At 33.3% G+C, this 20,464-nt stretch carries 20 protein-coding genes; 2 read left to right on the top strand and 18 right to left on the bottom strand.

Translation table 11 applies throughout. The annotated features are described in order from the left end of the window. Positions 1-16 precede the first annotated feature (16 nt). Together PP176A_RS13335 and PP176A_RS13330 are read left to right on the top strand one after the other, a co-directional pair. Entirely contained in the window at positions 17-1,741 is a 1,725-nt protein-coding gene (locus PP176A_RS13335) for an ABC transporter ATP-binding protein (protein WP_071140968.1), read from the top strand. After that, positions 1,741-3,600 carry an ABC transporter ATP-binding protein gene (locus PP176A_RS13330; protein ID WP_071140967.1) on the top strand — a complete coding sequence of 620 codons (1,860 nt, stop codon included), beginning with the start codon at positions 1,741-1,743 and terminating at the stop codon, positions 3,598-3,600. Before PP176A_RS13335 ends, PP176A_RS13330 begins: the two co-directional genes overlap by 1 nt. Before the next feature lie 98 nt (positions 3,601-3,698). Here PP176A_RS13330 and asnB read toward each other — a convergent pair whose 3' ends face one another. The 18 genes from asnB to PP176A_RS13245 form a co-directional block, all read right to left on the bottom strand. Further along, the gene (asnB, locus tag PP176A_RS13325) at positions 3,699-5,522 is read right to left on the bottom strand and encodes an asparagine synthase (glutamine-hydrolyzing) (protein WP_071140966.1); all 1,824 of its coding nucleotides are present in this window, start codon (positions 5,520-5,522) and stop codon (positions 3,699-3,701) included. 185 nt (positions 5,523-5,707) lie between these two features. Next, positions 5,708-5,848, bottom strand: coding sequence for a phosphatase PAP2 family protein (locus PP176A_RS16775; RefSeq protein WP_234958942.1), 141 nt, complete (start codon positions 5,846-5,848; stop codon positions 5,708-5,710). Between the two features lie 17 nt (positions 5,849-5,865). Further along, complete coding sequence (locus PP176A_RS16540) at positions 5,866-6,069, bottom strand: hypothetical protein (RefSeq protein ID WP_071140965.1); 204 nt, start codon at positions 6,067-6,069, stop codon at positions 5,866-5,868. 71 nt (positions 6,070-6,140) lie between these two features. Then, entirely contained in the window at positions 6,141-6,884 is a 744-nt protein-coding gene (locus PP176A_RS13315) for an AAA family ATPase (RefSeq protein ID WP_071140964.1), read from the bottom strand. A 64-nt stretch (positions 6,885-6,948) separates the two neighbouring features. Continuing rightward, positions 6,949-7,524, bottom strand: coding sequence for an SGNH/GDSL hydrolase family protein (locus tag PP176A_RS13310; RefSeq protein ID WP_071140963.1), 576 nt, complete (start codon positions 7,522-7,524; stop codon positions 6,949-6,951). 39 nt (positions 7,525-7,563) lie between these two features. Beyond that, positions 7,564-8,556, bottom strand: a complete 993-nt coding sequence (locus tag PP176A_RS13305; RefSeq protein ID WP_071140962.1) for a lipoate--protein ligase — start codon at positions 8,554-8,556, stop codon at positions 7,564-7,566. Positions 8,557-8,608: 52 nt separating this feature from the next. Further along, positions 8,609-9,802 (bottom strand): NAD(P)/FAD-dependent oxidoreductase, encoded by a 1,194-nt coding sequence (locus tag PP176A_RS13300; RefSeq protein ID WP_071140961.1) that lies wholly within the window; start codon positions 9,800-9,802, stop codon positions 8,609-8,611. A gap of 135 nt (positions 9,803-9,937) precedes the next feature. Then, positions 9,938-10,984 carry an ABC transporter substrate-binding protein gene (locus tag PP176A_RS13295; RefSeq protein ID WP_071140960.1) on the bottom strand — a complete coding sequence of 349 codons (1,047 nt, stop codon included), beginning with the start codon at positions 10,982-10,984 and terminating at the stop codon, positions 9,938-9,940. Beyond that, entirely contained in the window at positions 10,981-11,766 is a 786-nt protein-coding gene (locus PP176A_RS13290) for an ABC transporter permease (RefSeq protein WP_071140959.1), read from the bottom strand. The genes PP176A_RS13295 and PP176A_RS13290 overlap by 4 nt, the downstream gene beginning before the upstream one ends. Beyond that, a complete protein-coding gene (locus PP176A_RS13285) occupies positions 11,760-12,599 on the bottom strand; it encodes an ABC transporter permease (protein WP_071140958.1) in 840 nt (279 codons plus the stop codon). Before PP176A_RS13285 ends, PP176A_RS13290 begins: the two co-directional genes overlap by 7 nt. Next, positions 12,596-13,645, bottom strand: a complete 1,050-nt coding sequence (gene potA, locus PP176A_RS13280) for a spermidine/putrescine ABC transporter ATP-binding protein (protein ID WP_071140957.1) — start codon at positions 13,643-13,645, stop codon at positions 12,596-12,598. The genes PP176A_RS13285 and potA overlap by 4 nt, the downstream gene beginning before the upstream one ends. Positions 13,646-13,666: 21 nt before the next feature. Next, a complete protein-coding gene (locus PP176A_RS13275; protein ID WP_071140956.1) occupies positions 13,667-14,206 on the bottom strand; it encodes a helix-turn-helix domain-containing protein in 540 nt (179 codons plus the stop codon). 289 nt (positions 14,207-14,495) lie between these two features. Next, complete coding sequence (locus tag PP176A_RS13270; RefSeq protein WP_071140955.1) at positions 14,496-15,263, bottom strand: TPM domain-containing protein; 768 nt, start codon at positions 15,261-15,263, stop codon at positions 14,496-14,498. 13 nt (positions 15,264-15,276) lie between these two features. Next, positions 15,277-15,834: a LemA family protein gene (locus tag PP176A_RS13265; protein WP_071140954.1), complete on the bottom strand. Its 558-nt coding sequence runs from the start codon at positions 15,832-15,834 to the stop codon at positions 15,277-15,279. 87 nt (positions 15,835-15,921) lie between these two features. Next, the gene (locus PP176A_RS13260; RefSeq protein WP_071140953.1) at positions 15,922-17,292 is read right to left on the bottom strand and encodes a radical SAM protein; all 1,371 of its coding nucleotides are present in this window, start codon (positions 17,290-17,292) and stop codon (positions 15,922-15,924) included. Positions 17,293-17,314: 22 nt separating this feature from the next. Then, positions 17,315-17,905: a TetR/AcrR family transcriptional regulator gene (locus PP176A_RS13255; protein ID WP_071140952.1), complete on the bottom strand. Its 591-nt coding sequence runs from the start codon at positions 17,903-17,905 to the stop codon at positions 17,315-17,317. Between the two features lie 131 nt (positions 17,906-18,036). Further along, positions 18,037-19,203 (bottom strand): tRNA uracil 4-sulfurtransferase ThiI, encoded by a 1,167-nt coding sequence (thiI, locus tag PP176A_RS13250; protein ID WP_071140951.1) that lies wholly within the window; start codon positions 19,201-19,203, stop codon positions 18,037-18,039. Positions 19,204-19,207: 4 nt separating this feature from the next. Then, complete coding sequence (locus PP176A_RS13245; RefSeq protein ID WP_071140950.1) at positions 19,208-20,365, bottom strand: cysteine desulfurase family protein; 1,158 nt, start codon at positions 20,363-20,365, stop codon at positions 19,208-19,210. Positions 20,366-20,464 lie beyond the last annotated feature (99 nt).

Raw genomic sequence — 20,464 nt, 5'->3', positions numbered from 1 at the left:
AATTGGAGGTAAATAAGTGCTGAAACGTTTTTTTATTTATTTTAGAAAATATCGATATCATCTAATCGGAAGTATGGTCTGTGTTATGCTTGAATCGGCATTTGAATTGGTAATACCGTTGATTATGTCCGATATTATTGATGTAGGCGTCGCCAATAGAGATAAAAATTATATTTTGGGCAAAGGCCTTGCAATGATTGTATGTGCACTTATTTCACTTCTTCTGGGAGTGATGTATGCCCGTTTGGCTGCAAAAGCGGGACAGGGTTTCGGAGCGGAACTTAGAAAAGCGGAGTATCAAAAGATACAAAGTTTTTCTTTTTCCAATATGGATCATTTCAGTACGCCGTCACTTATAACGCGTCTTACAAGTGATATCACAATAATGCAAAACGCAATATGCAACGGAATACGTCCGGTAGTACGCAGTCCCGTAATGCTGGTACTGGCATTGGTAATGACCATCTTAATGAATCCACAGCTTGCAATGATTTTCGGAATAGCAATGCCGATATTAGCTGTCTGCCTTATATTAATTTTAAAAAAGCTTGGGCCTATATACAGAAAAATGCAACGTACTCTTGACAGAGTAAACTCTATCGTTCAAGAAAATTTAACAGCCATAAGAACCGTGAAATCATATGTAAAAGGTGAGTACGAATGTGGCAAATTCAGTAAAGTCAACAAAGAATTTAAGGAATCTTCCGAAGAGGCTTTCCATTATGCAGTAATGAACATGCCTTGCTTTTTGCTTGTCATGTATTCTACCATTATCGGCATATTGTGGTTCGGAGGAAACTTCATTAATTTGGGAACAATGCAGGTTGGAAAATTAACCGGATTTTTAAGCTATGTACTTCAAATTCTTAATTCTCTTATGATGATTTCAAATGTATTTTTAATGTTGAGCCGGTCCATGACTTCCGCCGACCGTATTCTTGAAGTTATGGATGAACCTTTGGGTATAATTGGAGGTCCATCTGATTATATAATTAAGGAAGGTGCAATAGATTTTGAGCATGTGTATTTTAAATATCAAGAAACTGCCAAGGAATATGTTCTTTCAGATATTTGTCTACATATTGAAAAGGGACAAACCGTCGGTATTATAGGCGGAACGGGTTCTGCAAAATCTACATTGGTACAGTTGATTCCAAGGCTTTATGACGTAACTTCCGGAATCATAAAAATAGACGGACGTAATATAAAAGAATATTCTCTCACTCATCTTCGCGATGCCGTGGGTATGGTTTTACAAAAAAATACTCTCTTTTCCGGAACAATTCGTGAAAATTTGAAATGGGGTAATGAAAACGCAACAGATGAAGAACTGGATTTGGTTTGCCGTATTGCCTGTGTAAATGAATTTCTCGAAAAGATGCCGGAGAAATATGATACAGATTTGGGGCAAGGCGGTGTAAATATTTCGGGTGGTCAAAAGCAAAGACTATGTATTGCAAGGGCCCTTCTCAAAAAGCCGAAAATTCTTATTTTGGATGATTCAACAAGCGCGGTAGATACAGCTACAGAAGCAAAAATATACAAGGGAATGGCAGAGAATCTAAAATATACTACTAAAATCGTTATTACCCAACGTGTCAGCTCCATAAAAAATGCCGACTTTATCATAGTACTTAAAGACGGAAAAATCAACGATATGGGTACCCATGAAGAATTGCTGTTCAGAAACGTAATCTATAGGGATATTTATAAATTTCAGGAAAAGGAGGCCTCTGCGTAATGGCAAAAACTATGAAGTACGAAAAACCGAAAAATATTCGTAAAACAATGGCGTTTCTTTGGTGTTATATGAAAAAACATAAAGGCCCTCTTATGATTATCCTTGTATTGGTTATAATAAATGCTCTGACCAATGTCTTGGGGACATACATGATTAAACCTATTATAAATGACTATATTATTCCGGGGGATATGAAAGGCCTCATTAAAATTCTTATTTTCACCGGGATTATATATTTTGCCGGTGTAGTCTCAACCCATGGATACACTCAGTTGATGGTAAAAGTGGCACAAAAAATTATTCAGGAAATCCGTGATGACCTTTTTTCCAAGGTACAAACCCTGTCTTTAAAATTTTTCGATGCAAAAACTCATGGTGAATTGATGAGTCGTTTTACCAACGATATAGATACGGTTGCAGAAGCTTTAAACAACAGCTTTACCGTAGTCATAAAAAATTTTGTTACTATAGTAGCTACATTTATAATACTCCTGATTTTAAACTATAAATTGTCGACTATTGTATTAACATCATTTTTTTGTATGTTTATTTTTCTCAGATACAGCGGAAAAAAGAGCCATACCTATTTTTCTCATCAGCAAAAATATATGGGCAGTTTAAATGGGTTCCTTGAAGAAATGGTAAGCGGACAAAAGGTAGTCAAAGTTTTTAATCATGAGGATAAAAATTTCACAGAATTTTGCAGACATAATGAAAATCTGAGGGAAGCTGCTACAGGAGCATTAACCTATTCCGGGATGTTAGTTCCGATAGTTGTAAGTATTTCATATTTCAACTATGCTATTTCTGCATGTGTAGGTGCATTTTTAGCTATTTCCGGACGAATAGACCTTGGAAGTTTGTCTTCCTACCTTGTTTATGTACGCCAAACTTCAATGCCCATCAATCAATTTTCTCAACAGCTTAACTTTATTCTTGCGGCTCTTTCCGGCGCGGAACGCATTTCTGAGATTATGGACGAAACTCCGGAAATAGATAAAGGAACAGTTACATTGGTCAATACAACTGTAGATTCTGAAGGAGTCCTGAAAGAAAGCAGCAATAGAACTGGAAATTGGGCATGGAAATGTTCAAATACCAAAGGTGGATTTGACCTCATAACTTTGAAAGGAGACGTACGTTTCCATGATGTAGTATTCAGTTATGAACCTGGACACCCTATTCTCAACGGAATAAACCTTTATGCAAAACCAGGGCAAAAAATCGCCTTCGTAGGTTCCACCGGTGCCGGAAAAACAACAATCGCAAATCTTATCAATCGATTTTATGACGTGGATTCCGGAAATATTACTTACGACGGTATCGATATTCGCAAAATCAAAAAAGATGATCTGCGTCATTCCATCGCAGTTGTCCTTCAGGATACTCATTTATTTTCCGGGACTATTATAGATAATATACGATACGGAAATCAGGATGCCGACAGACAGCAGGTAATAGAAGCGGCAAAACTGGCTAATGCAGATTCATTCATCAGGCGTCTGCCAGAAGACTATGATACAATGTTATCAGAAGATGGAACAAACTTAAGTCAAGGTCAGCGTCAGTTGATCGCTATTGCCAGAGCTGCAGTTTTAGATCCTCCCGTACTAATTCTTGATGAAGCTACGAGTTCTATAGATACCCATACAGAAAAACTAATTGAAGACGGAATGGATCGTCTGATGGAAAACAGGACAGTTTTTGTAATTGCTCATAGGCTTTCTACCGTAAGAAATGCAAAAGCAATTATTGTTCTTGAAAATGGTACAATTCTTGAACGGGGAGATCATGAAGAACTTATCGCACAAAAAGGCCGTTATTATCAGTTGTGTACAGGTAAATTTGAATTATCCTAATGTTAAGCTTTTATTTGTCCATTACTTAAGACTTCGATCTTAAGTAATGGACAAATATCATCAAAAATTTCAGATAGATAATGACTACTCATATCTAACTATTTAATCAGATTTATTCTATATTTCCCTATCCAATAATCCAATTGAATAAGCCAAGCCATAAATTGGGGGCCAGACATCAATTGGCCAAACCATGGAGTATTTGATTCCAATATCTGAGATAATTTTTTTATATTAATTATATCACTCAATATACAATCTTTATGACTTAACCGCTCATCCAAAATAGATTTTACTTTAGAGGCATAATTAGGGCTTACCGTTTTAGGATATGGACTTTTCTTTCGATTTACAACACTTAAAGGAACTATTCCTTTAGCTGCATCCCTTAAGATACTTTTAGGTTGATTGTCCTTATACTTATAGCTCCAAGGAAGAGAAAAAACATACTCGACTATTCTATGGTCTGCAAAGGGTACTCTTACTTCCAGAGATCTGCCCATACTCATTCTGTCTTTTCTTTCCAATAAAGAAACCATGAACCAATTTAAATTCAACCAACATATTATGGTTTTTTCTCTATCTCTATAATTTTCCCCTTCAATTACCGGACAAGATGACACACTTTTCTCATATATACTATTTACATAAGATGTGGATTCCTCTAAATTTATTATATCCGGAGAAAACAATTCTATTTTGTCCTTAAGAGAATATATCCACGGGAAAATATTTTTGCTCATTACTCCTTCCTTATGAAACCAAGGATATCCGCCAAATATTTCATCCGCACATTCTCCTGAAAGAGCCACAGTGTGGTTTTTCTTTATTTCACCGCAAAAATACATCAGGGAAGAATCTATATCAGCCATGCCCGGCATATCCCTTTTATCTACCGCTTCATAGAGAAGATCTATAACTGTATTTAAAGGTGCTGTTAGAACTTTATGAACGGTTTTAGAATATTTTGATACTTCCAAGGAATAATTATTATCGCTGTCCGGTTGAAAAGAATTAGGTTTAAAATATATATTGTTTTCTTCATAATCAAAGGAATAAGTCCTTAAGATTTCATTCCTCTTTGACAATTCCTCTGATGCAATACATGTAATTGTACTGGAATCAAGCCCTCCCGATAAGAGAGTGCAGAGAGGAACATCCGAAACTATTTGCCGTCTCACTGTATCTCTCAAAAGTTCTCTCAAATATACAACTGCTTCCGAATAAGTATGGGTATTTCGTTTTGGTTCTATTTCCCAATATTTTTGAATTATAAGTTTATCTTTTTTAATAATCATAAAAGAAGCAGGTTCCAATTCATTTATCCCTTTGAATACTCCGCTGCCCGGCACACGAGTTGGAAGAAGGCAAGCAACTTCCATAAACCCTTTTCTATCTATCTCGGCTTTCATTCCTTCGTATTTTAATATTGCTTTTATTTCCGAACTAAAAATTACTGTGGAATCTTTTTGAGAATAAAAAAGAGGTTTCACTCCTAGCCGATCTCTTGCCAGGAAAACCTGATGGTTCAACTCGTCATAAATTCCATAGGCAAAAATACCGTTAAGTCTTTTCGGAGATTCTTCTTCCCATTCCATATAAGCATGAAGCACCACTTCCGTATCGCAGTCAGTCTTAAAGGTGTGTCCCAATGAAAGAAGTTCATTCTTTAATTCTAAGGAATTGTACAGTTCCCCGTTGTATATAATAGTATACTTATATCCATTCTTCTCTGAAATCATAGGCTGGATTCCCTTTTCCACATCTATAACGGCAAGTCTGTTATGTCCAAAACACCAATCAAATCCAAAAGCAATCCCATTTTGATCCGGTCCTCTGTGAGATAAAGAAGAATTCATTTCCATTATATACTTAGGATCTATCTTTTTGTTAAAATCCACATATCCACATATCGAACACATATTACATACCTCCTAATTCCCCTTTTTTCATAACCCATAGGAAAAGCCCCTATTTCCCTTAATTCATACTTGACCTTAAATGGGTTCCAAAAAAGGCTTCCTTAGCTTATTGGTGTTTTAATAGAAGCCTTTTTTATTTATAGGTTCTTTATTAAAGTATGCATATGGTGAACAAAATGTTATATTTATAATTTCTGCATCTTTATGAAATTATAAAACTTATCATATATTTTTATCGCTAATAGACCGCATGATATACCAATCAATATTCCGGCAATAACATCTGACGGAAAATGAACATACAAATATAACCTCGAAAATGCCATAAGTATTGAAAATATTATTACAAATGTAGCAATTTTTTATTAATGAATTTTATCACCGTTGCCACAGCAAAAGACGACCCTGCATGGCCTGACGGGAAGGAATAGCTTATAGCTCCCCCATTCCCAAGTCTGGAAATTCCAATCATTACATGATCCAAAAAATCAGAATGAAGATAAAATTGAATAAAATTTAATATACTAAAATCAATATGTTGTATCATCATAGGCCTCTTTACTACTTCCCTTCCAAAATATAAATCACGGATATCATTTTATAACTCTTACTATATTCTCAATTTAACAGTATATTCAGCATCTTTGATGTATTATTAAGAAATTCCTTTGTAACTTTATAATGATCCGTATCAGTATATTTTTCTTCTTTATAATTAAAATCAATATTATATATTTTGGCATTAGGATATGCCATAATAATTGGCGAATGAGTAGCTATAATAAATTGGGAGTTCTCTTTTACCAATTGATGCATTCTCGAAATTAAAGCCATTTGCCTTGTTGGAGATAATGCTGCCTCCGGCTCATCTAATATATAAATTCCATTACCTCTGAAACGGTTCATCAACAATGCCATAAAGGATTCGCCGTGAGATTGTCTGTGCAAAGAACGCCCTCCATAATAATCAATTAGTCCCGGATCTATTTTCTCCAATTCATCGACATTCGTTGCTACATTATAAAAGCTTTCTGCCCGTAAAAAGAATCCGTCCTTAGGTTTTTTAACTCCCTTAACAATTTTTATATATTTATATAATCCTGAATGAGTATCTGCAGTAGAAAAATTAAAATTTTTCGTTCCTCCTTCAGGATTAAATCCGTAAGCAACACCTATTGCTTCTAACAAGGTGGACTTACCGCTTCCATTTTCTCCGACAATAAACGTTACATTAGGATGAAAACTAAGAACCGATAAGTTCCTAACTGCCGGTAAATTAAAGGGATATTCATTATACGAAATGATATTGGAGCTTAATAATTCCACTTCCCTGATATATTGCTCATAAGATATTTCGATCATATTAGCCACCTTTCCTTGTATTCAAAGTCCAAATATATTCAGAAGCAAATATTAAAATAAAACTCTACAGTTTCAAAACGGACATTATATAATCGGAAATTTTCAAATTTCCCTCCTTAGTCGGATGTATGCCGTCGATATACAGATCCCTTTTCAGACTCTCAGTTTTGCTGTCAATAAAAATACTATAAAGGTCTAAATATTTACATTGGGACAAAGAAGAAAAATTTATCAGCCAATTTCTATATTCTTCTATATTTGAATTGATTTTTTCAAAGTCATCACTAAATTGGAAGAATTTCTTTGCCTCTTCTGCAATCATTGGAATGGGTATGCCCAATAAGGGCAATATTCCATAATGATATGATTGATAGACCATAGAAAAAATGTTAGACTTAACAATCGAAATAGGCATTTCACAGACAAAATCATTGCTTCCTCCCATTATCATCACATGAGTGGGCTTTTCTCTTAAAACATCTCTTTCCAACCTTGACAGCATGCCTGAAGTGGTATCTCCCACAATCCCTTTATTAACAACAGAGATGCCTGATCTTTCAGATAATAATGATACCCAGGATTCCTTTCTCCTTACTCTGTAACCATAAGTTATACTATCGCCCAAACAAACCAATTTCAAATTATCACCTCAAACAAAACATGATTAGCATTCCTTTGTTTAATCAAAAATACAAGAGATGAAGTTATCTTTTGATATATTTCCTAAGAAATTATTTATCTCAACATCTTTCAACCTTTCTTTTACTTCGTATTCATCATATTTTAAACCTATAAGCATATTTTCCAGTTTTTCTATATCTTCCGTTCCAAAAAAGTCTCCGTATATTTTAATATTTTGAATTTTTCCGTCCACCGCATGAAGAGAGACTTCAACAAAACCAGCATCAAATTTCTTATAATTTTTAAAATTGAATTCAGGGGATCGTCCAAAATTCCAATCCCATGTGTTGTATTTTTCATCTGCCAGTTTTTGAATACCCTTCTTTTCATCTTCAGTAAGGCTATATATTTCCACAGGCTGCCCTTCCGCTTCAAATATATAATTAAGAAGAATTTCTCTGAATTTAAAGATAGTTATTTTTTCCTTCATATAGGGACTTATATTTGTCACGCGTTTTCTTACGGATTTAATTCCTTTAGACTCTATCTTTTCGGCTCTTACATTTAAAGCCTTTGTCAAAACATCCAACTGAGAATCAAAAAGTAAAGTACCATGATTCAGCACCCTGCCTTTTATTATACTTTGTGCTATTCCAGAAAATTTTTTCCCATTTATAGTGATATCGTTTCTTCCTGAAAGCTCACATTGAATTCCAATTCTTTTTAACGCATTTACTATGGGAATATTATATTTTTTGAAATCAATTTTTTCCAAAGGTCCGGATTTGGTAATAATAGAAAAGTTTAAATTTCCGAAATCGTGATATACCGCTCCTCCTCCCGTTATCCTTCTTACTACATTGATGTTGTTTTTCCTAACAAAATCCATATTTATTTCTTCAATGGTATTTTGATTTTTTCCTACAATAATAGATGGCTCATTTATCCATAATATTACATAGTCCTCATTTATATCTAAATTTTTAAATATATATTCTTCTAAAGCAAGATTATAATGAGGATCATTCGAATTGTTTTCTATATATTTCATATTATTTATTCCTTTCCTTTAACATATAATAAAATATATTAAATTTCAAATTTTATATTTTTCTGAAACCAACATTATCTTCTAAGAATTTTTTAATATTTTCCTTATCTATAACAGCTTTCCTAAATTTATTCATTCCCTTTATATCTCCAAATAAAATAACTCCTGTTATTTTTCCGTCACATGAAAAAAGTTTATGATGAATACCGTTATTTTCGTCCCTAAATTCATACAAATCATCATAAATTTTTATGTTCCCTGCCGAAAATAAAGAAACATCTCCTATCTCCAATGTAGTATAAGGAATCGCCGAAGTATATTCTCTCTCTCCTCCCGACATATTGGCCCCCGCAACTTTTCCTTGCTCATTTCCGGCACTCCAAAGAGCCAACACCTTTCCATCTACTTGTGCTGCATCTCCTGCGGCATAAATATTTTTTAAATTTGTTCTCATATGGCTATCAACTTTTATACCTCTGTCAAAATCTATATCGGTTTCCTTTACCAAACCCAGATTAGATCTTACCCCCGTTGAAAACAACACTGCGTCCGTATGTATTTCTCCGTTATTCTTTAACTTAATCCCATTGACCTCGTCTTCTCCAAGTATCTCTTCGCAAGAGGAATTTAAATATATATTGATGCCCATATCAAATAATTTTCTTTCTAACTTTCGAGATATCTCTTCATCTAATTGATTAGGAAGCAAAAAAGGAGAAAACTCTATTACGTTTACTTCTTTCTGTAAATTTTTTATTGACCATGCTGCTTCCAAACCTAAAAGTCCTCCTCCTATAACAGTAATACTTTTACAATGATTAAAATATTCCTTAATATGCCTTAGATCTTCTATTGTCCTCAAAGCGAAAACTCCATCTTCACACTTTCGGATTATCGGAGGGAAAAAAGGACTGCTTCCCACAGCTAACAACAGCTTTTCATAAAAAATTTCCATTCCGTCGTCTAATTCTATGCTCGACTCAGTTACATTGATTTTCTTTGCAATTTTATTTAATACAACCTTCACTTTCCTTTCATCATACCATTCTTGTTTATTGACAAGAAGTTCTTCATCTTTAAAATCTTTGCTTATACATTCTGTCAGTTTAATTCTGTAATATGTAAGATATGGTTCTTTTGAGATCACAGCAATAGTTCCCTCTTTATCATTCTTCCTTATTTCTCTTATTGCCGACAAACATGAGATTCCGTTTCCTATTATTAAATACTTATATTTTTCATTCATAAACTTATCCCCCTCGTTATTTACTCTCTTAATAGTTGTTTAACATAATTCAATCATACCATAAAATTAAAAGAAAAGACGAGTAAAAAATAACGGCTGTTATTTTTTACTCGTCTTTTTAAGTCTTTTATATATTTAGTCACCTATAATTTCAGTCCAGATTCTGTCATATTCTTTAACAAAATCCCCGAGATCCGTGAATATTTCACAATTATTTATAGTTTCTTCATCCGGATATGCTACTTTATCATTTTGAATATCTTTAGGTAAAAGTTTCACCCCCTCTTTATTTGGAGAAGAATACCCGATATATTCGGCATTCTTTGCTGCTATATCCCCTCTACACAAAAAATCTATAAATTCTTCCGCCTCTTTCTTATGTTCGCTTCCTTTAGGTATTACAACATTATCAAACCACAAATTGGAACCCTCTTTAGGTACTACATATTCCAAATTTTTATTTTCTTTTATCATATATGCCGCATCCCCAGACCAAACAATTGCTAAATTTGCTTCTTCTCCAATCATCAGGTCTTTGACTTCATCTCCTACGTATGCATACACCAAGGGTTTCTGCTTTATAAGTTCATCTTTAGCCTTTAAAAGTTCTTCGGGATTTTTGGTATTTATAGAATAGCCAAGCCTTCTAAATGCAGCCGTCAGAGAATCCCTTTGACTGAAAAGCATAAGTATTTGACCTTTATACTTTTCATCCCATAAAGCATTCCAACTGTCAATTTTTTCATTGACAAACTTTTTATTATATATAATTCCCAGGGTCCCCCACATATAAGGAACTGAATATTCATTTTTCGGATCAAAATCTAAATTTTTAAATTTATCATCTATATTTTTATAGTTGGGAATATTATTCATGTCTAATTCCAAAAGCATATCTTCTTTAATCATCTTTTCAATCATATAGTCCGAAGGAAACAGCACATCATAATTTCCTCCTCCGGATTTGATCTTTACATACATATCTTCATTGGTAGAAAAGGTATCATAATTAACGTCAATATTGAATTCCTTTTCAAATTCATCAATTGTATCGGGATCAATATAATCTCCCCAGTTATAAACATTGAGTACAACTTTATCATCTTTCTTACAGGAAACACTTACTAAAGTCACAAAAACTATTATGGCAACAAATACAAATTTTCTTACTATCTTGCTCACATTAACCCACCTCCATCTTCCTTTGAATTTCTTTTATTTATCAATAAAAGGAGTATAAGAACAGTTGAAAACATTATTGTTGAAAGTGCGTTTAACTCTGGCTTTATACCCCTCCTTGCCATGGAATATACGGTAATGCTCAAATTAGTAACGCCGTTACCGGTATTAAAAAAACTGATAACAAAATCGTCAATAGATAAAGTAAATGCCAAAAGCCCTCCTGTTATAATCCCCGGCATTATTTCGGGAATTATAACCTTTCTCAAAGCGTACAAAGGAGTCGCCCCCAAATCCATTGCTGCCTCCTCTAAATATTTATTCATATGTTTCAGTTTAGGAAGTATTGATAATACTACATAAGGAACATTAAAGGCTATATGAGATAAAAGCATAGTCATAAATCCAAAATTCATACTCATAAACTTAAATAAAGTCATAAAGGATATGGCCGTAACTATATCTGGATTTAAAACAGGCAAATAATTTATATTTAAGATAATTTTCTTTTTAAATCCTTTCATATTATGTATACTCAAAGCTGCAAATATCCCTATTAGTGTAGAAATCACCGATGAAAGACATGCAATTACAATTGTATAGTATAAAGATCTCATTATTTCATCATCTTTGAATAACTCCAAATACCACTTAAAAGTAAAACCATCCCATTTACTTAAAGTTTTGGAATTATTAAAAGAAAATATTATGAGTATTATAATGGGAGCATACAAAAATACAAATATCAAGAATACATAAAATTTTTTCAGTGTCTTTTCTACCATAAGCTCCCTCCTTCTTTATCTTTATTTTTGTCAAATACAGCTGTCAATCCCATCGATAGTAATATTATAAGCATCATTATAATGGAAATTGCCGAACCAAAGTTCCAGTCTCCAACCCATAAAAACTGCTGCTCTATCAAATTCCCTATAAGCATATATTGTCCTCCCCCCAGAAGTCTTGATATTACAAATGTACTGACAGCCGGCATAAATACCATAGTTACTCCGGACATTATTCCCGATACGCTTAAAGGAAAGGTAACTCCTAAAAAAGTTTTAAGTTTATTGGCTCCAAGGTCCTCTGCCGCTTCAATTAAATTGTTATCTATTTTTATAAGTACGGAATAAATAGGAAGAACCATAAAGGGCAAAAAATTATATATCATTCCCAAGATAACAGCTCCGTCATTGTATATCAGATTTGCGGATGAAAATCCCAGCATTTGAATTATATAATTGATAAATCCGTTTTTACCTAAAATAGCTCTCCATGCGTAAGTTCTCAAGAGAAAATTCATCCACATAGGAAGTACAAATAGAAGAATCATTGCATTTCTTTTCTTTATATTTTCTCTTGAGATAATCAATGCTATAGGATATCCCAAAATCAAACAAATAACAGTAGACCTCAATGCTAAATTTATGGATTTTAACAATATTTTTATATATACAGGATCAAAGAATCTTTTATAATTTGTAAGAGTGAATTTAAGCTCGGTTATATTTTGTATATCACCTGAAGTAAAGCTAAATAACAGAATAAGAAGCAGAGGAATTATCGTAAACATTATCATCCAAAAAATATAAAGATATGATAACCCTTTGTTTTTCAATTATTTTTCACCTTCTTCATAATATGTATATTTTCCGGAATTATTTTCATCCCTATTTCCGCATCAACAGGTTTCATAACGGTACTTTGAATCTTCCATGAAAAATTTCCACTTTCAGCAATCATTTCATAATGTACTCCTTTAAAAGTCACGGAGGTAATTTTCCCCTTTAATTGTCCTTCCTCCGCTGATACTATTTCAATATCTTCAGGTCTTATAACTACATCTACCGCTTCGTCTTTATCAAATCCCTTATCTACGCAATCAAACACAACCCCTTGAATTTCCACTATAAAATCATCATGCATAATGCCGTCTATTACATTGCTCTCCCCGATAAAATTGGCTACAAAGATATTCTTAGGTTCATTATATATATCAACAGGGGTCCCTATCTGCTGAATCTTGCCCTTGTCCATTACTACGACTGTGTCTGACATTGTAAGAGCTTCTTCCTGATCATGAGTTACATATATAAAGGTTATTCCTACCCTCTTCTGCATCTTTTTCAGTTCTAATTGCATTCCCTTCCTGAGCTTCAGATCCAGAGCTCCCAAGGGTTCATCCAAGAGCAACACCTTAGGCTTGTTAACTAAAGCTCTGGCAATTGCCACCCTCTGCTGTTGTCCTCCGCTTAAAGATTCGATGGGCCTCTTTTCAAAGCCCTCTAAATTTACTAATTTTAACATGTAACTCACACTATCTCTTATTTCCGATTTGCTGATTTTCTTAATCTTTAGCCCAAAGGCTATATTTTCAAACACATTTAAGTGAGGAAATAATGCATACTTTTGAAAAACCGTATTTATTTGTCTTTGATAAGGAGGTATATCTGTGATGTCCTTTTCTTCAAATATAACCTTTCCCCTAGTGGGATGCTCAAACCCTCCGATTATTCTAAGAGTTGTTGTCTTTCCACATCCACTGGGACCTAAAAGAGTCAAAAATTCATTTCTTCTCACATATAAGTTAATATCCTTTAAAGCCTCCGATTCACCAAATCTCTTAGAAACGCCAACTAAATCAATAATCCAGTTTTTCTCCAAGTCAATCACCTCTTCTATATATTAAAAGCTGGGGGGAGTACTAACCCAAATAAGCTTGGCAACATGTTTCCCCTCATTGGAAATATAGTGATTAGAATTAGCCTTAAAATAAAAGCTTTCTCCTTTCTTTAGCTTATACTTTTCATTTCCAATATGAATAAATACATGACCTGATATCACAAACCCAAATTCCTCTCCTTCATGAGGCGAATCTTCCTTTGTGCTTCCGCCCGGCTGAATTTCAACAAAAATGGGTTCCATTAAATTCTTTTGAGCATTTGGAACTACCCATTTGAGAATATATTTATATTCTTCATTTTCAGTAACAAAGGCATCATCTTGCGAAAACACTATCTTTTCATCTTCGGTTTCATTAAAAAAATCTTTTAGATTAGTTCCCAAACCATCAAGTATATCAACTAAAGTAGCAATAGATGGAGAAGTTAAGTCTCTTTCTACCTGTGAAATAAAACCTTTTGTAATTTCACACCGCTCTGCCAATTCTTCTTGAGTAAGAGAATTCTTAATTCTGAGACGTTTAATCTTATCTCCGATTTTCACATTTTCCCTCCTAACGTTCTAACGTTTGCTCTATATATTAAATTATTTGTTTATCATTACTAAACTATTCTTTTAACCAGTTTATTATAATAAAAAAGCTACTAAAAAGTCAATAGTTTTTTGAGTATCTTTTTTATCTTGTATTAAAGTAATATACTATAAAACAGGTATAACCATATATTTTTTTGTTTAATATATGCAAATTTTTTATTTAATAAATAATAATTCGTGTAAAAATCTTTTTCTTCACAAAAAAATAAAATCGGTATTTATCATACCGATTTTATTTTTACCATCTTCCTCCGGCTCCCCCGCCTCCGGAAGAACCGCCGCCGCCCCTGTCTCCTCCACCTCTTCCATTTCCGCCTCGGCCTATATTCCTTAAAATAAAGAAAGTAAGCCAGCCGTGGAAAAAGGTAAAATCTATAAACAGAAAGACGATCACTCCTATAACGATTAAAATCTTAGGGAGTATATTACCTACTCCAAAAAAATTTTTCTCAGAATAATTTTCATATATATTTTGATTAACATTTTCTCTTCCGACATCCACATTGTATTCATCTTCAATAACGGTAATAATGGAATTAAAACCGTTTAATATGCCCTTTTCATATTGATTCTCTTTAAAAGAAGGAATCATTTCATCTTCGATAATCCTTCCTACTTTACTGTCAGGAAGAGGCCCTTCAAGACCATATCCTACTTCTATCCATAATTCTCTGTTCTCCAAATCCATGAGAATCAAAATACCATTATCATATTCCTTACTTCCAATTTCCCATTTCTCGAATAGTCTATTGGCATATTCTTTTATATCCGTATCTCCTGTGGTATTAACTATTGCGACTACAACCTGTGCACCTGTTTTTCTGTAAAGATTTTCATTAACAGAAACAATGTAGTCAGTTCCATCTGCGTCTAATATATTGCCTTCATCATAGACATAAAAATTTTGAGATGCTTCCGGAAGGTTTAATTTTTCGGCAAAGGATATATTGGTTCCTATTAAAAGTATTAAAAATAATACAATTAAGCCCTTAACACTTTTTTTCATTTAGATCCTCCCATTAAAAGTTTACATCCGGCACTTCCGCATCCTTTGCATCTATTTCAAAATATGCTTTCTTCTCAAAACCGAATAACTTAGCAACTATGTTAGTCGGAAATTTTCTTATAGTGGAGTTATAGCTTTGTACCGCTTCATTGTATCTTCTTCTCTCCGTCGCAATTCTATTTTCAGTACCTGAAAGCTCATATTGAAGATCAGAGAAATTTTTGCTTGCCTTAAGATCGGGATAATTTTCTGCTACCGCATACAGCTTGGTTACAGCTGCACTTAATTGCCCGTCGGCTTCCGCATATTCTCCCGGAGTATTGGCGCTTTCAAATTTACTTCTTGCTTCGGTAATACTTGTCAGTACTTCTTGTTCATAATTAGCATATCCCTTTACGGTATTCACTAAATTCGGTATAAGGTCTGCTCTTCTCTTTAAAACATTCTCTACCTGAGACCAAGAACTATCCACATTTTCTTCCAATGTATTAAGATTGTTATATATGCTTACAAAGCCAAATACTAAAATTAAAGCTACTACTATAACAATAATAATTGGTGTTTTTTTCATTTAACATCCTCCTTCATTTATCATATATATAATACTACATTTATTTATTTTTAGCTATAAAAAAAGCCGATAAGCATCGGCTTTTTTTTATACTGCATTCTTTTTTTGTCCTTTCCTTATTAACGTTTCATCCCACAATTTATCTGCAGTCTCTGCCCATTTTTCCGCAGCCTTTTCTGTCTTTGCGGTTAAATCATAAACATCTTCCTTATCAAGAGGCTGGGTTGATACCGCTCCGGATCTTTCAACCATACCTTTCAATTTTTCAGGATTATCAAGTAGAGGACAAGGTCTCAACTGATTTCCGTTAAATGGCTGACCTTCATTATATTCCTTAAATATAGGAGACTGAAGGGCTTCTATCAGGCTAACATCTTTTATATTTACATTGGAATAATGAATAAACGCACAAGGTTCTACATCTCCTCTGGCATTTATATGGAAATACTTTCTTCCTCCGGCAATACATCCACCTACATATTCTCCGTCATTCCAAAAATCAAGTACAAATATCGGCTCAGTTTCCCTGAATTCTCTTACTCTATGATACATCTCTTCTCTCTGCTCTGCAGTTGCCATCAAATCCGTCACAGCATCCTTGCCAATGGGCATATAAGTAAAATACCATCCAAACATACATCCCTTATCTATAAGCATCTCTAAATATTCTTTTGATCCCACTACGTCAACATTATATTTATGATAGCAAGTCGAAAATCCAAACACCACTCCATACTTTTTAAGAAAATCCATTGCATTCATTACACTTTGGAATGTCCCTTTTCCTCTTCTCATATCCGTTTCTTTTTCAAATCCTTCTACGCTTATTGCAAGTCCAAAGTTACCTAACTCTCCAAGTTTCTTAGCAAATTCCTCATCAACTAATGTGGCATTAGTAAAGGAAAGGAAAGCACAATCGCTATGTTTTTCCGCAAGACGTATCAGATCATTTTTTCTCACTAAAGGTTCTCCTCCGGAATATATATACATATATATTCCAAGTTCTTTTCCTTCATTTATTATCCTATCCAAAGTATCAAAACTCATAGAATCCGTCTTTTCGTATTCTGCAGCCCAGCATCCTGTACACTTTAAATTGCAGGCACTGGTAGGATCCATAAGTATTGCCCAAGGAACATTGCAATGATATTTTTCCTGCATTTTCTTTTCAATAGGAATACCGACCATACCTGAATTAACCATATAATTTATTAAAAATTTCTTTCTGGTACTGGGCGACAGCTCATCAAAAAATCTTTCTATTAATTTATACCAGTTACTGGTAGGATCATTTACAATCTTCCTGAAAGTTTCCACATGTTTTTTATGATTATCCAAGGTGACAATCTTTCCGGCCCAGTCAACAAGTTTAGGCAAGTTTGCCATAGGATCCTTTTCAATATATTTTAGTCCTTCATTCATTAATGCAGTACTTACAATTTGCTTTACATTTACCACAATAAATTCCTCCTTAACATAATTAAGCTCTTAACCCATCAATTAAAATATTAAGGGAGCTCAATCTTTTTTTAAAATCAATGTCACTATATGAATCCTGTTGGATAATAAAAGAATTGATAAAAGAAAATATTGTTTCTGCCATTCCTTCACTATCAATAGGTTTAATTTCTTTTGATTCAATTCCCTGAGATATGAGGTCGTTAATAGAATCCATTATCTCTTGAAAATATTCTTTAATCTTATTTACTATTTTGTTATTCTGCATTTTTAATATCACACATATTTCCGCAACAATAATAAATACATGATTATATTCATATTCATTAGTTAATTCAAATACCAGTTTTTTTAGTTTTTCCACAATTGTAAGATCTTTATCCGTTACAATAGTTTCCACTTTACCTTTAATTTCTTCCAACGTTTCACTTATAGCATAATAAAATATCTCGTCCTTATTTTTAAAATATTGATATATTGTAGTTCTGCCAAATCCACAACTATTAGAAATATCAGAAATGTTTGTATTAAAATATCCTCTTTTAATAAATAGTGCCTTAGCCTTTTCTATAATCTCTGCTTTCCTTTCTTCATAATTAACAACTTTTGGCAAACTTTTTATTCCCTCCTTTCCATAGATTATTAATATCTAATTAATATCTATTCTTATTTTAACATAAATGACACCAATGTCAATAAAAAAATACAATATCTTCTAAATGCGAATGATTAGCTTTAACAGCATTATTTAATAATTGTTACTGTTATTTTATTTAACGCTTCCTCAATCAATTCATCTATATTTAATTTTTTTTCGGATTCTTCAATAGTTTCTATTTTAGGTCTGGTCACAGGGTGCTTTGGTAAAAATACGGTACAGCAATCATCAAAAGGTTCTATGGATTTCTCATAAGTTTCTATATCCTTCGCTATTTTAATTATCTCTACTTTATCAAAACCTATCAGGGGCCTAAAAACGGGCCTATCCACAATATTGTCCGTTACCTTAATCCCATCTATGGTCTGGCTTGCAACCTGTCCTAAACTTTCTCCCGTTATGATTGCATCACAACCTTCTTTTTCTGCTACCATATCTGCTATCCTCATCATGAATCTCCTCGAAATAATGGTCATCTCGTCTTCAGGGCAACTTTCGTGAATAGCTTTCTGGATATTTAATATATTAATGCTATAAAACTTTATTTCTCCATTAAAATGAGTAAGCATCTCTGCCAATTCTTTAACTTTCTGTTCTGACCTTTCACTTGTAAAGGGATAACTGTGATAATGAATTATACTTAATTTGACTCCCCTTTTCGCCATCAAAAATCCCGCTACAGGACTGTCAATACCTCCTGATAACAAAAGAAGGCCTTTGCCATTTGTTCCCACAGGGAGTCCTCCATAGCCCTTAACTTTCTCAGTATATACATAACATTCTTTTTTAATATCTATATACAAAAATGTATCAGGATTATGAACATCTACTTTTATATCATCAAAGGTATTTAACAAAACCTCTCCTATCCTTCTTGAAAACTCAGGAGATTTTATCGGAAATTCCTTATCAACTCTATTTGTCTTTACTTTAAATGTACTTACCTTTCTTTCATCAATTGCTTTCATCATCATTATTTTGGCAGCCTGTTCTATACTTTCAATATTCTTCTCCACTCTTAAGCATGGGCTGATATATACAATCCCAAAAACTTTTGTAAGTCTTTTGATTATTAAACTAAAATATCTTTCATCAGCTTCAATGTATATCTTTCCCTGATCCTTATATACATTTGAAAATTCAAAATCCTTTATTGCTTTTTTTATCTGCTTTATAAGAACCGCCTCAAAGCTTCCTCTGTTTAATCCCTTTAATGCTATCTCGCCTAAACTTACACTTATCACGTTCTCCATTTCATCACCTCTTAGTTATTCGTCTTATTTCTTCCAAAGAATCTTTCAGTACATCTAAAGTATAATCTAAATCTTTCTTTGTATTCATAGCTGAAAAGCTAAATCTCACAGTTCCTTCTACTTCTCTGTCTTTAAGGCCTATAGATTTTAACACATGACTTTTTTCTTTGCTGTGAGAAGAGCAAGCGGAACCTGTAGAAATATATATACCCTTTTCTTCAAGATAATGCAGGAGAACTTCTCCTCTTATCCCCATAAATGAAACATTAAGTATAAACGGAGAAAATCTCTCGTCAACTCCACTATTAATTTTTATATCACTAATTTCATTTTTTAATCTTCCGATAAAATATTTTTTTAATTCCGTCACTTTTTCTCCTGCCTCAAAAAATTCGTTATTCAATATCTCCACTGCTTTTCCCATTCCTACTATTCCCGGAACATTCTCGGTACCGGATCTGATTCCTCTTTCCTGTCCTCCTCCAAAAACCAGAGGATTTAAAATTACATTTTTATTTAGATATAATCCCCCTATTCCTTTAGGCCCATGAATTTTATGACCGCTAAAAGAAAAAGAGTCTATTCCCCATTCTTTTAAATGTAATGGAATTTTCCCAAAGGCTTGTATTCCATCTACATGAAAAAAAGCTTTACTTCTTTTTCTCGTCAAAATTTTTTTTACTTTTTCCACCGGTTCAATTGAGCCGATCTCATTATTAACCAGCATAAGAGCTATAAGAATAGTCTCATCATCTATGCTTTCTTCAAGCTCTTCTAAATCTATAATCCCGTCTTTATCTACATCCAAATAAGTAACCCTTAACCCCCTGTTCTCATAGTTTTTAAAAATATCAAGCACAGAAGGATGTTCTATCTTTGAAGTAATAATGTGATTGCCATATCTTAAATTTTTATTTATTATCCCTTGGATTGCTAAATTATTGCTTTCTGTACCTCCGGAAGTAAAAAATAATTCATCACTTCTTATTTTTAAAAAATCGGCAATTATATTTCTTGCCCATTTTACCTTTTTCTCTGCATCAAACCCCATTCTATGAAGAGAAGAAGGATTCCCATAGCAAGTTTTAAGCATAAAAGTCATTTCTTCAATTACTTCATCTCTTGGTTTTGTAGTCGAGCTATTATCCAAATAAATTTCCATGATCATCACCTTATCCTTTGTCAATATATAAAATTTAATTAAATAACATGGTATAACTTACTTTATACAACAATTTTCCAATATCTAAAGAACCTATAA

Source organism: Sporanaerobacter sp. PP17-6a (genome assembly GCF_900095615.1).
Lineage (GTDB): Bacteria > Bacillota > Clostridia > Tissierellales > Acidilutibacteraceae > Acidilutibacter > Acidilutibacter cellobiosedens.
Note: the sequence above shows the minus strand (reverse complement) of the source record. Positions and strands in the feature narration are given on the sequence as shown.

Bases quoted from the DNA above. Each gene is read 5' to 3' on its own strand.
- PP176A_RS13330 (WP_071140967.1), top strand. From the start codon at position 1,741: ATGGCAAAAACTATGAAGTACGAAAAACCGAAAAATATTCGTAAAACA.
- asnB (WP_071140966.1), bottom strand. From the start codon at position 5,522: ATGTGTTCGATATGTGGATATGTGGATTTTAACAAAAAGATAGATCCT.
- PP176A_RS16775 (WP_234958942.1), bottom strand. From the start codon at position 5,848: ATGGCATTTTCGAGGTTATATTTGTATGTTCATTTTCCGTCAGATGTT.
- PP176A_RS16540 (WP_071140965.1), bottom strand. From the start codon at position 6,069: ATGATACAACATATTGATTTTAGTATATTAAATTTTATTCAATTTTAT.
- PP176A_RS13315 (WP_071140964.1), bottom strand. From the start codon at position 6,884: ATGATCGAAATATCTTATGAGCAATATATCAGGGAAGTGGAATTATTA.
- PP176A_RS13305 (WP_071140962.1), bottom strand. From the start codon at position 8,556: ATGAAATATATAGAAAACAATTCGAATGATCCTCATTATAATCTTGCT.
- PP176A_RS13300 (WP_071140961.1), bottom strand. From the start codon at position 9,802: ATGAATGAAAAATATAAGTATTTAATAATAGGAAACGGAATCTCATGT.
- PP176A_RS13290 (WP_071140959.1), bottom strand. From the start codon at position 11,766: ATGGTAGAAAAGACACTGAAAAAATTTTATGTATTCTTGATATTTGTA.
- PP176A_RS13270 (WP_071140955.1), bottom strand. From the start codon at position 15,263: ATGAAAAAAAGTGTTAAGGGCTTAATTGTATTATTTTTAATACTTTTA.
- PP176A_RS13265 (WP_071140954.1), bottom strand. From the start codon at position 15,834: ATGAAAAAAACACCAATTATTATTGTTATAGTAGTAGCTTTAATTTTA.
- thiI (WP_071140951.1), bottom strand. From the start codon at position 19,203: ATGGAGAACGTGATAAGTGTAAGTTTAGGCGAGATAGCATTAAAGGGA.
- PP176A_RS13245 (WP_071140950.1), bottom strand. From the start codon at position 20,365: ATGGAAATTTATTTGGATAATAGCTCGACTACAAAACCAAGAGATGAA.